This window comes from Bombilactobacillus sp. ESL1092 (genome assembly GCF_058107465.1).
Genome location: NZ_CM176594.1, coordinates 266891 through 279224, shown reverse-complemented (window position 1 = coordinate 279224; position 12334 = coordinate 266891). Strand labels below are relative to the sequence as shown.

Below are 12334 nucleotides of genomic sequence, written 5' to 3'. Positions count from 1 at the left end.
GAGGTATTTTAAATGAAATTTTTAGGTGCAGGTGTCGCAGCGGGTTTAGCAGCTTTGGCGGCTTCTTATGGTAATGGACACGTTATTTCCAAAACAATTGAAAGTATGGCTCGTCAACCAGAAATGTCTAGTAAATTACAATCAACTATGTTTATTGGTGTTGGTTTAATTGAAGCTGTTCCTATTTTAGCTATAGTTATTGCTTTCTTATTAGTCTTTTAATTACGAGAAAAACTTCTTTAGAAAGGAATGACGGTCGTGCAACCAGGATTATTATTGGCAGCACAATCATCCTCAACTGGTGATTCACTATTCGTCTTAGTATCCTTTATTGTCTTAGTGCTTTTAGTTAAGCATTTTGCTTGGGGTCCGATTACCAAAATGATGGATAAACGGGTGGATAAGATTACTGGTGATCTTGATTATGCAGATAAAGAGCGTAAACAAGCCGATGAATTGAAGCAAAAGCGTGTTGCAGCTTTACAAAATTCTAAAGCTGAAGCTGTCCAAATTGTTGCTGATGCCAAAAAGTCTGGTGAAGATCAACGAACTTCAATTGTTGATCAGGCACACTCAGAAGCACAAGATATTCATCAACGTGCTCAAGCAGATGCCCAACAGGCGAAAGCTGATGCGATGAAGTCAGTCCAACATGACGTGGCTCAATTATCAGTAGATATCGCGACACAGATTATTGGTCGTGAGTTGTCAGTTTCGGATCAACAAGACTTGATTGACTCATACATTAAGGAGTTGAATCCAAGCCATGAAACTAAATAAGGATGAAATTGGTCGCCGTTATGGAAGAGCTTTGTTTGAATTAGCTACAGAGCAAGATCAACAAGTTGAAATTCTTGAAGAGTTAGATGCTATTCAAGCAGTTTATGAACAAATTCCTGATTTAGGCGATATTTTAACTGATACGCGTTTATCTTCTTTGAAAAAACAGAAACTATTAGTTGTAATTAAGCAAAATGCTAGTACGTTAATGCAAAATTTTTTGCAGTTATTGTTTGAATATCATCGCCTAGATGCTTTTACCGAAATTAGACGATTTTATCAGGACTTGTATAATCAAGCAACGGGTGTTTATCAAGCAACGGTAACCACGGCTATTGAATTAAGTGATCGTCAACAAACCGCTTTAAAAAATGCAATTGGTCGCCAGTTTGCTGCAAAAAAGGTAATTTTAACGATTCATTTGGATCCGCAAATTATTGGTGGTTTGATTGTACAAGTTGGTGATCAAATTATTGATGGAAGTGTTAATTCGCGCTTGAAGCGAATGAGCCAATTATTGCTGAATAGTTAATTAAAGTATAGAGGTGAATTTGATGAGCATCAAAGCTGAAGAGATCAGTTCTTTAATTAAAGAGCAGTTAAAAAATTATCAAGATGATCTTGAAGTTGAAGAAATCGGTACTGTAACCTATGTTGGTGACGGAATTGCTCGTGCTCATGGATTAGATAATGTCATGTCCAATGAATTACTAGAATTTACTAATGGTTCATTTGGAATTGCCCAAAATTTGGAATCGACAGATGTCGGCATTATTATTTTAGGTAAATTTGATGATATTCGTGAAGGCGATAAAGTTAAGCGAACTAAACGGATTATGCAAGTGCCTGTTGGTAAAGAGTTAATTGGTCGGGTAGTGAATCCATTAGGTCAACCAGTAGATGGTTTAGGCAAGATTGACACTGATAAGACTCGTCCTATTGAAACGCCGGCTCCAGGTGTTATGGATCGCCAATCAGTTTCTGAACCTTTGCAAACCGGCTTAAAAGCGATCGATTCGTTAGTTCCAATTGGTCGTGGTCAGCGGGAATTAATTATCGGTGATCGGAAAACTGGTAAAACGTCAGTAGCGATTGATACTATTTTGAATCAAAAAGATCAAAATATGATTTGTATTTATGTAGCTATCGGTCAAAAGGAATCCACCATTCGTGCGCAAGTTGAAACGTTGCGGAAGATGGGAGCCATGGATTATACAATCGTTGTGGAAGCTGGTCCTAGTGAACCAGCACCGCTACTTTATATTGCACCTTATTCTGGGGCTGCGATGGGTGAAGAATTCATGTATAACGGTCAACACGTGTTGATTGTTTACGATGATTTAAGCAAGCAAGCTGCGGCTTATCGTGAAATTTCGCTATTGTTACGGCGGCCACCAGGGCGTGAAGCTTATCCAGGTGATGTTTTCTATTTGCATTCTCGTTTATTGGAGCGGGCTGCGAAGTTAAATGACAAATTAGGTGGCGGGTCCATGACCGCGTTACCGATTATTGAAACGCAAGCCGGCGATATCTCTGCTTATATTCCTACGAATGTTATTTCGATTACTGATGGACAGATTTTCTTACAAAGTGATATGTTCTATGCCGGCAATCGACCAGCTGTTGATGCGGGAACTTCAGTCTCTCGGGTCGGGGGCGATGCCCAGATTAAAGCTATGAAAAAAGTTGTTGGTACTTTGCGGTTAGATATTGCTTCCTACAATGAATTAGAGTCCTTTGCCCAATTTGGTTCTGATTTAGATGAAGCTACACAAGCAAAATTAAATCGTGGTCGTGTGACGATGCAAGTGCTCAAACAACCATTACATGATCCAATTCCGGTCGAAAAACAAGTTATTATCTTTTATGCCTTAACCAAGGGCTATATGGATAACTTGAATGAGGATCAGGTTGCTGATTATCAAACACAATTGTGTGATTATTTTGCTGGTAATCATGCTGATTTGTTAAAAGAGATTAAGACCACTGGTAATCTGCCGGACACTAAGAAGCTAGATAGTGCCGTTCATGATTTTACTGAAGGTTATCAAGCTAATTCAACTGAACAGCAAGCGCAGTAATAAGGAGGAAAAAGGCATATGGTAGAATCCTTAATGGATATTAAACGCCGCATTTCTTCGACTAAAAAAACTGGTCAAATTACGCATGCGATGCAAATGGTTTCGGGATCAAAATTAACGCAAATTGAGAAGAAATCTATTGCATATCAGTTATACGAACAAAAAATTAAAGAAACGATGGGGCATTTAGTTGCTAGTAAAATAGTTAATAATTACGAAAGTGAAGACCCCCAAAAAGGGGTTTTATCGCTGGATCACTTGTTAAAAGTGCGGCCGGTGAAAAAAACTGCTTATATGGTAGTTACTTCTGATCGTGGTTTAGTTGGCAGTTACAATTCAACTATTTTAAAGGCAACAATGGAATTATTAGAAAAGAATCACCACAATGATAAAAGCCAATTTACAATTATTGCTGTTGGTGGCACCGGAGCAGACTTTTTTAAAAAACGAGGCTACGATGTTGCCTATGAATATCGTGGTGTGGAAGATGTTCCAACTTTTTTGACTATTTCTAATTTGGTGAAAGCGTGCGTTGAGTTATTTGATGATGGCGTATTTGACCGTTTAATTTTATGTCATAATCATCATGTTAATTCATTAACTTCACAATTTGTGACCGATGAATTATTACCTATTTCACGCGATGTTGCAAACAAAAAAGATTTACAGCATCCCAAATTACTCCAAGAGTATATCGTTGATCCTGGTGTGGAAAGCGTCTTAGAAAAAATTGTGCCACAATATATTGAATCAGTAGTTTTTGGTTCAATTATGGATGCCAAAACAGCCGAACATGCTGCTTCAATGACTGCAATGAGAACGGCTACTGATAATGCTGATGATCTGATTGATAGTTTGTCATTACAGTATAATCGTGCGCGGCAGGCACAAATTACGACCGAAATTACCGAAATTATTAGTGGCGCGGCGGCTTTGGAATAAGGAAAGGAGTTATTTGAATGAGTCAAGGAAAAGTAGTTCAGGTTATCGGACCTGTTGTTGATGTATCATTTCCACTGGATGGCTCCTTACCAGATATTAACAATGCTTTACTTGTTAAGACTAATCAAGGAAATGAAATTACTTTGGAAGTTTCTTTGGAATTAGGTGATGGAGTAATGCGGACGATCGCGATGGCCGGAACCGATGGTTTACAACGGGGAACGGCTGTTGAAGATACTGGTCATCCGATTAGCGTTCCAGTTGGTGATGTGACTTTAGGACGAGTCTTTAATGTTTTAGGCGAACCAATTGATAATGGTGAGCCCCTTGAAGCGGATGTTCAACGGGAAAGTATCCATAAAGAAGCTCCTAAATACGAAGATTTAAATACGACTTCTGAAGTTTTGGAAACTGGTATTAAAGTGATTGATTTACTGGAACCTTACTTGCGCGGTGGTAAAGTCGGCTTGTTCGGTGGTGCCGGTGTTGGTAAAACTGTGTTAATCCAGGAATTAATTCATAATATTGCTCAAGAACATAATGGTATTTCTGTCTTTACCGGTGTGGGTGAAAGAACCCGTGAAGGTAATGACTTGTACTATGAAATGAAAGAATCTGGTGTGCTGGCTAAAACTGCGATGGTCTTTGGTCAAATGAATGAATCTCCCGGTGTGCGGATGCGGGTGGCTTTAACTGGTGTTACGATGGCTGAGTACTTTCGTGATGTGGAAGGTCAAGATGTGTTACTATTCATTGACAATATCTTCCGCTTTACACAGGCTGGTTCAGAAGTTTCGGCTTTGTTAGGGCGTATGCCTTCAGCGGTTGGTTATCAGCCAACTTTGGCGACCGAAATGGGGCAGTTGCAGGAGCGAATCACTTCAACTAAAAAGGGATCCATTACTTCTATTCAGGCGGTTTATGTGCCGGCGGATGATTATACTGATCCTGCTCCAGCAACAGAATTTGCCCATTTGGATGCCACTACCAACTTGGAAAGAAGTTTAACCCAACAAGGAATTTATCCAGCTGTTGATCCGTTAGCTTCAACTTCTAGTGCTTTGGATCCAGAAATTGTGGGTCAAGAACATTATGAAGTGGCAACCGAAGTACAGCATGTTTTACAACGTTACCATGAATTGCAAGATATTATTTCGATTTTAGGTATGGATGAATTATCTGATGAAGAAAAGCAAATTGTTGCTCGTGCACGGCGCATGCAGTTCTTCTTATCACAGAATTTCCATGTTGCGGAACAGTTTACCGGTCAGCCAGGTTCTTATGTTTCTATTGAAGATACCGTTAAAGGCTTTAAAGAAATTTTGGCTGGTAAATATGATGATGTACCTGAAGATGCCTTCAGAAGCGTTGGAACTATTGATGAAGTTTTGCAAAAAGCTAAGCAAATGGGTTATCAACCAGCTGATGAAGCAGCTTCTACCACTAAAACTGATGATGTAGCAGCTAGTTAATGATAGGAGGTTAAGGTTATGGAAGACGATTCTGTCTTAACTGTCAATATTATTACTCCCGCTGGTCAAGTTTATTCTCATCATTCCAAACGTGTAGTAGCTCGAGCTAGCGATGGTGATTTGGGAATTTTGCCGAATCACTTACCAATTATCGCTACTTTGAAAATTGCTGAAGTACGCGTATTGCGAGCAAACAATGAACATCAAGAAGATGCGATTGCGGTCAATGGTGGCTATTTAGAATTTAAAGATAATGTATTAAATATTATTGCTGATAGTGCTGAACGGGCACGTAATATTGATTTGCGCAGGGCACGTTATGCTAAGCAGCGAGCGGAAGAACAAATCAAGCACGCAGAGACTATTCAAGACATTGATGAAGTTAAACGAGCGCAGGTAGCCTTGGCCCGGGCAATTAATCGGATCAATGTTTATAATCATCGTTAAAATCCTCTTATTGATAAGAGGATTTTTTCTTTTCTAGCGATTGGTATGATAAAATCAATGATAGAAGTTTAGTAGAGTTGTTTGACAACTAGCTCTCAAACAGTTTTGGATTAAAAGGAGATTTTTCTGTGAAACAAGTCGGAATTCAAAGTTTATTAACTTTGTGTAGTCACGTTTTTTTTATTTGGATCGCGTTTTTAGCAATTCAAACGTTAAACTGGGATAAGTTATTACACAATCATACTAATAATTTAGGGAAAATTTTAATTACCTTTTTGGCGATTGCTTTAGGATATACTGTGAGTTCTTTTTTTATTAGTTTAATTCAAACTTTTCAAAATTTGATTTTTATGTTTTAAAGTCATTGTAATTTATCGCTAATATCCATTTAGCGCAGCCAGTTATGTTATAATCCTATCTTGTGAAGACTTTTTTTGGAGGCTTAAAATGGCAAAATCGATTGGAATTGATTTAGGAACAGCTAATGTCTTAATTAATGTTCAAGGTGAAGGTATCGTTGTAAATGAACCCTCTGTAGTGGCAATTAATACGGATGATAATCATGTTTTAGCAGTAGGTACGAAGGCTTATCAAATGGTTGGTCGAACACCGGGCAATATTAAGGCTATTCGGCCTCTGAAAGATGGCGTAATTGCTGATTTTGATATTACGGAAAAAATGTTACAATACTTTATTGATGAAATAAATGTTAATTCCCGTTTCTCTCATCCCACGATTATGATTTGCTGTCCAACAAATATTACTTCTATTGAACAGCGATCAATTATTGAAGCGGCTGAACAAACAGGTAGTAAAGATGTTTACTTAGAATTGGAACCAAAGGTAGCAGCTGTGGGCGCTGGTATGGATATCTTTAAACCACAAGGTAACATGGTCATTGATATTGGTGGTGGAACCAGCGATATTGCTATTTTATCCATGGGCGATATTGCAGTCAGCAAATCAATGCGGTTGGCTGGTGATGAGATGAATACTGCCATCCAAAACTATGTCAAATTACACAATAATATTATTATCGGTGAACGCACAGCCGAAGATATCAAAAAACAGATTGGTTCAGCGTTTGAACCCGATCCTAATAAGCAAATTACGATTCGCGGTCGCGATGTTGCTACTGGCTTACCAGTGGGAGTAACTATTTCTGAAGTAGAAACTCAGGCGGCTTTAGCGGATATTTTAAATTCGATTATTGCAGGCGTTAAGACAGTTTTGGAACAGGCAGCTCCGGAATTAGCAGCTGATATTATTGATCGGGGAATTATGCTCACTGGTGGTGGTTCCTTAGTTAAGGGCATTGACAAATTGTTTGCACAGGAATTACAAGTTCCAGTGATTGTAGCTGAAGATCCATTAGATACAGTAGCTAAGGGTACTGGCATCTTATTAGAACGATTAGCTAATAATAAAAAGCGTTAGGTTGAATTATGAACGGATCATTTGGAAATCATTTAGTTAAAGTTATTTTAAAAATTATTTTAGCTTTTATTATTTTATTCATATTAGGCATGATGATTGGAGCTGTTATTGGCGGCGGTAATCCTTTAACGCCGTTGTTGCCAAGCACTTGGATTCATATCTTTAAGTTTTCTAATTAATTACCATGTTAATTAGGTTAATTAAGTTATATCAAAAGTATCTCTCTCCTTTACTGCCACCTAGTTGTCGATATTATCCGACTTGTTCGGCCTATATGATTGAAGCTATCAAAAAAGAAGGTAGCTTGCTTGGATTTATTATGGGATGTGCGCGGATTTTAAGATGTCACCCTTTTGTTAAAGGTGGATTTGATCCAGTTCCAGATCATTTTACGTTATTGAAAAATCGCCATCCTGAACAGTATGAAGATGAAATTATCGCGCAGCGGTTTCATCCTAAAAAATGAAAGAGGAATTTATGAGAACAAAAGAACGTAAATTTAATGTTAACTTAGTTGAAGCGGGTACCAACAGTTGGAAAGTGACTTTAGCTAAAGGACGTCAAGACCAAACCATTGCTCGAATCAATCAAAGTGATTCCAAGCATTTTGAAGTGACACTGATTGATGATAGCAATTCGACTAAATTAGTTGCGTCGGATTTAAATGAAGCGTTAAATATTGCCTTAATGCAATTTAATCTACATTTACACTAGAGGATTCGTTATGGGATTAGGAAGTAAATCTAAAAGTAATCTTGATGAAGATAATTCTCGCATTGATTACGGGGTTATTTTTTCGGTAATGCTCTTGGCTTTGATTGGTTTGGTTTCAATTTATGTAGCTGCTTCGCACGATTTAAGAAGTGGTGGCCCGTGGCATATGGTTCTTTCGCAATTGGTTTGGTATTTGGTTGGGGCTATCGGTGTATTTATTATCATGCACCTTGATGCAGAACAATTATGGAGTATTGCTCCATATGCTTACTGGATTGGTATCGGTTTATTAATTGCAGTATTGTTTTTTTATAGTCGTGAATATGCGGTGAAGACTGGCGCTAAAAGTTGGTTTGCTTTGGGTCCATTTTCCTTTCAACCATCGGAGTTAATGAAGCCAGCTTTTATTATTATGTTAGGGCGCGTGGTAACGATTCATAATCACGCTTATCCTAAACATGATTTGCACAGTGATTTAATTTTAATTGGGCGAATTCTGTTATGGTCCTTACCAGTTATTTTATTGATGCTCTTACAAAAAGATTTTGGGACGATGTTAGTTTTCTTAGCCATTATTGCAGGTGTCATGTTAGTCTCCGGTATTGATTGGCGCATTTTGCTAACGTTGGTGGCCATTGTAGGAATTTTAGGTGGTGGCGCCATTTATTTAGTGTCGACTGGTGATGGACGGCAGTTTTTGAGTCATTTAGGTTTTCATGCTTATCAGTTTGAAAGAATTGATTCTTGGTTAAACCCGTCAGGAGATACTTCGAATTCTAGTTATCAATTGTGGCAAAACTTAAAAGCAATTGGTTCTGGTAAATTATGGGGTAAGGGTTTTAACCATTCTAATGTCTATGTCCCTGTTAGAGAGTCGGACATGATTTTTTCAGTTATGGGTGAAAACTTTGGTTTTATTGGCTCCTGTTGCTTAATTTTGATCTATTTTATGTTAATTTCACAAATGGTAAAAGTGACCTTCGATACTAAAAATGAATTTTATGCGTATGTCTCCACGGGGATCATTATGATGATTTTATTTCATGTCTTTGAAAATATTGGTATGAGTATTGGTTTATTACCAATGACGGGTATTCCATTACCATTTATTTCACAGGGTGGTTCTGCACTATTAGGTAATATGATTGGAATTGGAATCATTATGTCAATGCGTTATCATTATAAGAGCTACATGTTTAGTAATAACGATTTTAAGTAAGCAGACGAATTGAAATGAATTTATTTTATAATTATGTAACAATTAAAAAAACACTTTAGGGTAATATCTAAGATGATTGATGCAGATATTAACTAAAGTGTTTTTTAGTTGTTAAATTTTTACTTTGATTCAGTGCCAGGCTGTTCTTTAATAGTCTGATTTTGTAAGTCGGTTCTCACGACCATGACATCGCAAGGAGCATTGCGAGTGACAAATTCTGTGACGGAACCAATTAATAAACGTTCGACAGCATTTAAACCAGTAGCGCCAATGACGATTAGGTCAATATTTAAATCTTTCGGAATAGTGCGGGCAATTTTGGTTTTGGGTGCACCATACTGAATCGAAGTTTTGACGGAAGTAACGCCCTTTTTTAAAGCTAATTGTTCATATTCATCAATGGTTTGTTGAGCAGTTTGAGAAACTTGTTCTACCATTGAGGAATCAAAACTGGAAACATCCTGAAAAGCTCTCGTATCCACAACATGTAAAATTGTTAATGCGGCCTGGTTGCGCTTAGCAACCTCGACTGCTTTGTTAAATGCCATTTCTGCTTCAAAAGAACCATCAACTGGTACTAAAATGGATTGGTAATTTTGTAACATCAAATCCCCCCTAATAACTTATCTGCGATACAATAGCTATTTTAATTGATTTATAACAAAAATGCACATGTGAGTTACTTATCTAGTTGGACAACTATTAAAGAAAAACCACCGACAATTAAACTACCAATGACTAAAGTCGCTAAATTCCAATCAAGTGGTGCCCAAATTAATAGAATAATTCCTAGTAAACTGACTAAAAATAGGAAAGTGGCCGTAATGAGAGCCACTTTTTTTAATTGTGGTAAATTTTCTTGTTTAACAGCAATGAAAGGGTGATCTTTAGTAGTAATTAATAATACTGCCAAAATTAGCATAATAATAATAAAAATAGCAATTAAGAGTTTAATCATGACTGGTCCGCCTTGTTGGATTTATTTTGTAATATTTTTAAATGCTGGTAAGTCTTTTGTAAATTAGTTTCATATTGACTATTATTTTTGGCGTGATAATATTGCGTTCCTTTTAATTTAGTGGGTAAATATTGTTGAGCCACCCAATCATTTTTAAAATCATGTGGGTATTGATAACCTAAACCATGCTGCAAGAGCTGAGCACCTTGATAATGAGTATCTTTGAGATCATCAGGAATAGTGCCAATTTTACCGGCTTGAACGTCGGCTAATGCCGCATCAATTGCATTAATGCCCGAATTTGATTTGGGACTTAAACAGAGTTCGATGACACTATCAGCCAAGGGAATTCGAGCTTCTGGCAGTCCAACTTGCTCGGCTGCTTGACAAGCAACTACTGTTCGTTGGCAAACTGGAGGATTAGCTAGTCCGATGTCTTCATACGCACAGATCATTAAACGACGAATGACTGTTTTTAATTCACCAGCTGCCAGTAAACGAGCCAAATAATGTAATGCCGCATCTGTATCGCTACCACGAATCGATTTTTGAAAAGCTGAAATGACGTCATAGTGACCATCACCGTTTTTATCAGCAGTTAATGTTTTACGCTGCAGGGATTCACTAATGATTTCGGCGGTAATAACAATTTGTTCTTGCTCATTTTGCGGAGTCGATTTGACTGCCAATTCTAAGCCATTTAATGAGCTCCGTAAATCGCCTCCGGTAGCAGTAGTTAAAATTTCCATAGCAGAATCGGTGATTTGCACAGGATATTGACCTAGTCCTTGAGCTTGATCGCTTAAAGCACGCTGAATAGCTTGTTTAATATCAGAAGCGCTGAGCGGTTTAACTTCAAAAATTTGGGTTCGACTGCGAATTGCGGGATTGATAGCAATATAAGGATTTTCGGTGGTGGCCCCAATTAAAATAATTTGCCCACTTTCTAACAAAGGTAATAAAAAGTCTTGTTTGGTTTTATCTAAACGGTGAATTTCATCCAGTAGCAAAACAACCGTGCCACTCATCTTGGCTTCCTCGGCTACAATTTGTAATTGTTTTTTAGAGTCCGTGGCCGCATTAAGTTGGCGAAAAGCATATTGACTGCTGCCAGCAATGGCACTAGCAATGCTGGTTTTGCCGGTCCCGGGTGGACCATATAAGATCATGGATGATAAAAGTTTAGCTTGCACCATACGCCAGATGATTTTACCAGGGCCGACTAAATGTTGTTGTCCCACGACTTCAGATAAGGTTTTAGGACGCATACGATAAGCAAGAGGTTGACTCAAGTTATGATCCTTTCTCACAAAAAAAAGCAACCCGAAGATTGCTTTTTTTGTGGAACAAAAGTAAATTACAAAATTTGGTTGTAAAATTCAACGACTAAGGATTCATCAATTTCTGGAGCTAATTCATCACGTTGTGGTAAACGAATTAACTTACCAGTCATTTTATCTTCGTCAAATTCTACAAATGGTAAACGTGCTACGTTAGCTTCCAAGGCGTCCTTGACAACTTGCAAGTTTTTGGAACGATCACGTAAAGAAATTTCTTGTCCTGGTTGAACTTCATAAGAAGGAATGTCAACGCGTTTACCGTCAACAGTAATATGACCATGATTAACCAACTGACGTGCTTGTGCCCGTGTAGTTGCTAAACCTAAACGGTAAACAATGCTGTCTAAACGAGTTTCCAATAAAATCATAAAGTTTTCACCATGTTTACCTTGGCGAATTTTACCGGCACGTAAGAAGACATTTCTAAATTGACGTTCATTTAAACCATACATTAAACGTAATTTTTGCTTTTCTTGTAATTGAGTACCATATTCTGATAACTTGTTCCGATTCTTGGGACCATGTTGTCCCGGAGCATAAGGACGACGAGCTAATTCTTTACCAGAGCCAGATAAAGAAATTCCTAACCGACGTGACTTTTTCCAAGTAGGGCCTGTATAACGCATAAAAAATTCCTCCAAAATTTTGATTGGAGTAAAATAATGAACGTTTGAGTTCAACATTCGTGCAGTTAATATTACAATCTTCACCTTTTGCAGCTGGAGGTTACACAATTGAACATTCGAGCTATTAACTGTTGACGAGCTTGTCACTCAGTGCTGCAATTATTTTACACGCAGTTGATTTTAGTTACTTTAATAGAAAAAGTCAAGCTTTTAAGCAACACGATTAATGGCTACAATAATAGTAGAATAGATTTTAAGACTTTTTTAAGGATTAATGATAGCTTTATTTGTTATAATAAAAATAAATTGCTAATTAAT

Annotated in this window: 17 protein-coding genes; 13 read left to right on the top strand and 4 right to left on the bottom strand. The window is 37.6% G+C overall.

The features are described 5' to 3' along the window. Positions 1–12: 12 nt before the first annotated feature. From atpE to AC3B6Y_RS01355, 13 genes are all read left to right on the top strand, one after another. Positions 13–222, top strand: a complete 210-nt coding sequence (gene atpE / locus AC3B6Y_RS01415; RefSeq protein ID WP_489757786.1) for a F0F1 ATP synthase subunit C — start codon at positions 13–15, stop codon at positions 220–222. Positions 223–249: 27 nt separating this feature from the next. Beyond that, positions 250–780 carry a F0F1 ATP synthase subunit B gene (gene atpF / locus AC3B6Y_RS01410; RefSeq protein WP_489757787.1) on the top strand — a complete coding sequence of 177 codons (531 nt, stop codon included), beginning with the start codon at positions 250–252 and terminating at the stop codon, positions 778–780. Next, positions 767–1312: an ATP synthase F1 subunit delta gene (gene atpH / locus AC3B6Y_RS01405; protein ID WP_489757788.1), complete on the top strand. Its 546-nt coding sequence runs from the start codon at positions 767–769 to the stop codon at positions 1310–1312. Before atpF ends, atpH begins: the two co-directional genes overlap by 14 nt. A gap of 22 nt (positions 1313–1334) precedes the next feature. After that, positions 1335–2861, top strand: a complete 1527-nt coding sequence (gene atpA, locus AC3B6Y_RS01400) for a F0F1 ATP synthase subunit alpha (protein ID WP_489757789.1) — start codon at positions 1335–1337, stop codon at positions 2859–2861. An 18-nt stretch (positions 2862–2879) separates the two neighbouring features. Next, entirely contained in the window at positions 2880–3803 is a 924-nt protein-coding gene (locus AC3B6Y_RS01395) for a F0F1 ATP synthase subunit gamma (RefSeq protein WP_489757790.1), read from the top strand. Positions 3804–3820: 17 nt separating this feature from the next. After that, entirely contained in the window at positions 3821–5275 is a 1455-nt protein-coding gene (gene atpD, locus AC3B6Y_RS01390) for a F0F1 ATP synthase subunit beta (protein WP_489757791.1), read from the top strand. Between the two features lie 18 nt (positions 5276–5293). Then, a complete protein-coding gene (locus AC3B6Y_RS01385) occupies positions 5294–5722 on the top strand; it encodes a F0F1 ATP synthase subunit epsilon (protein WP_489757792.1) in 429 nt (142 codons plus the stop codon). Positions 5723–5850: 128 nt separating this feature from the next. Beyond that, the gene (locus AC3B6Y_RS01380) at positions 5851–6081 is read left to right on the top strand and encodes a DUF1146 family protein (protein WP_489769689.1); all 231 of its coding nucleotides are present in this window, start codon (positions 5851–5853) and stop codon (positions 6079–6081) included. Between the two features lie 88 nt (positions 6082–6169). Further along, a complete protein-coding gene (locus AC3B6Y_RS01375; protein WP_489757794.1) occupies positions 6170–7159 on the top strand; it encodes a rod shape-determining protein in 990 nt (329 codons plus the stop codon). A gap of 8 nt (positions 7160–7167) precedes the next feature. Continuing rightward, positions 7168–7338, top strand: coding sequence for a DNA-directed RNA polymerase subunit beta (locus AC3B6Y_RS01370; protein WP_489757795.1), 171 nt, complete (start codon positions 7168–7170; stop codon positions 7336–7338). Positions 7339–7343: 5 nt separating this feature from the next. After that, complete coding sequence (yidD, locus tag AC3B6Y_RS01365; RefSeq protein ID WP_489757796.1) at positions 7344–7625, top strand: membrane protein insertion efficiency factor YidD; 282 nt, start codon at positions 7344–7346, stop codon at positions 7623–7625. Between the two features lie 11 nt (positions 7626–7636). After that, on the top strand, positions 7637–7873 hold the full coding sequence (locus tag AC3B6Y_RS01360) for a DUF2969 family protein (RefSeq protein ID WP_489757797.1): 237 nt from the start codon (positions 7637–7639) through the stop codon (positions 7871–7873). Positions 7874–7883: 10 nt separating this feature from the next. Then, positions 7884–9092: an FtsW/RodA/SpoVE family cell cycle protein gene (locus AC3B6Y_RS01355; protein ID WP_489791191.1), complete on the top strand. Its 1209-nt coding sequence runs from the start codon at positions 7884–7886 to the stop codon at positions 9090–9092. A gap of 119 nt (positions 9093–9211) precedes the next feature. Here the strand turns inward: AC3B6Y_RS01355 and AC3B6Y_RS01350 are convergent, their stop codons facing one another. The 4 genes from AC3B6Y_RS01350 to rpsD form a co-directional block, all read right to left on the bottom strand. Further along, positions 9212–9697, bottom strand: a complete 486-nt coding sequence (locus tag AC3B6Y_RS01350; RefSeq protein ID WP_489757799.1) for a universal stress protein — start codon at positions 9695–9697, stop codon at positions 9212–9214. Between the two features lie 74 nt (positions 9698–9771). Continuing rightward, positions 9772–10050, bottom strand: coding sequence for a hypothetical protein (locus tag AC3B6Y_RS01345; protein WP_489769692.1), 279 nt, complete (start codon positions 10048–10050; stop codon positions 9772–9774). Next, positions 10047–11342, bottom strand: coding sequence for a replication-associated recombination protein A (locus tag AC3B6Y_RS01340; RefSeq protein ID WP_489791190.1), 1296 nt, complete (start codon positions 11340–11342; stop codon positions 10047–10049). Before AC3B6Y_RS01340 ends, AC3B6Y_RS01345 begins: the two co-directional genes overlap by 4 nt. A gap of 65 nt (positions 11343–11407) precedes the next feature. Next, positions 11408–12016, bottom strand: coding sequence for a 30S ribosomal protein S4 (rpsD, locus tag AC3B6Y_RS01335; RefSeq protein WP_489757802.1), 609 nt, complete (start codon positions 12014–12016; stop codon positions 11408–11410). Positions 12017–12334 lie beyond the last annotated feature (318 nt).

Excerpts from the sequence above, each read along its gene's own strand:
- atpE (WP_489757786.1), top strand. The coding sequence starts at position 13 with ATGAAATTTTTAGGTGCAGGTGTCGCAGCGGGTTTAGCAGCTTTGGCG.
- atpF (WP_489757787.1), top strand. The coding sequence starts at position 250 with ATGACGGTCGTGCAACCAGGATTATTATTGGCAGCACAATCATCCTCA.
- atpH (WP_489757788.1), top strand. The coding sequence starts at position 767 with ATGAAACTAAATAAGGATGAAATTGGTCGCCGTTATGGAAGAGCTTTG.
- atpA (WP_489757789.1), top strand. The coding sequence starts at position 1,335 with ATGAGCATCAAAGCTGAAGAGATCAGTTCTTTAATTAAAGAGCAGTTA.
- AC3B6Y_RS01395 (WP_489757790.1), top strand. The coding sequence starts at position 2,880 with ATGGTAGAATCCTTAATGGATATTAAACGCCGCATTTCTTCGACTAAA.
- atpD (WP_489757791.1), top strand. The coding sequence starts at position 3,821 with ATGAGTCAAGGAAAAGTAGTTCAGGTTATCGGACCTGTTGTTGATGTA.
- AC3B6Y_RS01385 (WP_489757792.1), top strand. The coding sequence starts at position 5,294 with ATGGAAGACGATTCTGTCTTAACTGTCAATATTATTACTCCCGCTGGT.
- AC3B6Y_RS01375 (WP_489757794.1), top strand. The coding sequence starts at position 6,170 with ATGGCAAAATCGATTGGAATTGATTTAGGAACAGCTAATGTCTTAATT.
- AC3B6Y_RS01370 (WP_489757795.1), top strand. The coding sequence starts at position 7,168 with ATGAACGGATCATTTGGAAATCATTTAGTTAAAGTTATTTTAAAAATT.
- yidD (WP_489757796.1), top strand. The coding sequence starts at position 7,344 with ATGTTAATTAGGTTAATTAAGTTATATCAAAAGTATCTCTCTCCTTTA.
- AC3B6Y_RS01360 (WP_489757797.1), top strand. The coding sequence starts at position 7,637 with ATGAGAACAAAAGAACGTAAATTTAATGTTAACTTAGTTGAAGCGGGT.
- AC3B6Y_RS01355 (WP_489791191.1), top strand. The coding sequence starts at position 7,884 with ATGGGATTAGGAAGTAAATCTAAAAGTAATCTTGATGAAGATAATTCT.
- AC3B6Y_RS01350 (WP_489757799.1), bottom strand. The coding sequence starts at position 9,697 with ATGTTACAAAATTACCAATCCATTTTAGTACCAGTTGATGGTTCTTTT.
- AC3B6Y_RS01345 (WP_489769692.1), bottom strand. The coding sequence starts at position 10,050 with ATGATTAAACTCTTAATTGCTATTTTTATTATTATTATGCTAATTTTG.
- rpsD (WP_489757802.1), bottom strand. The coding sequence starts at position 12,016 with ATGCGTTATACAGGCCCTACTTGGAAAAAGTCACGTCGGTTAGGAATT.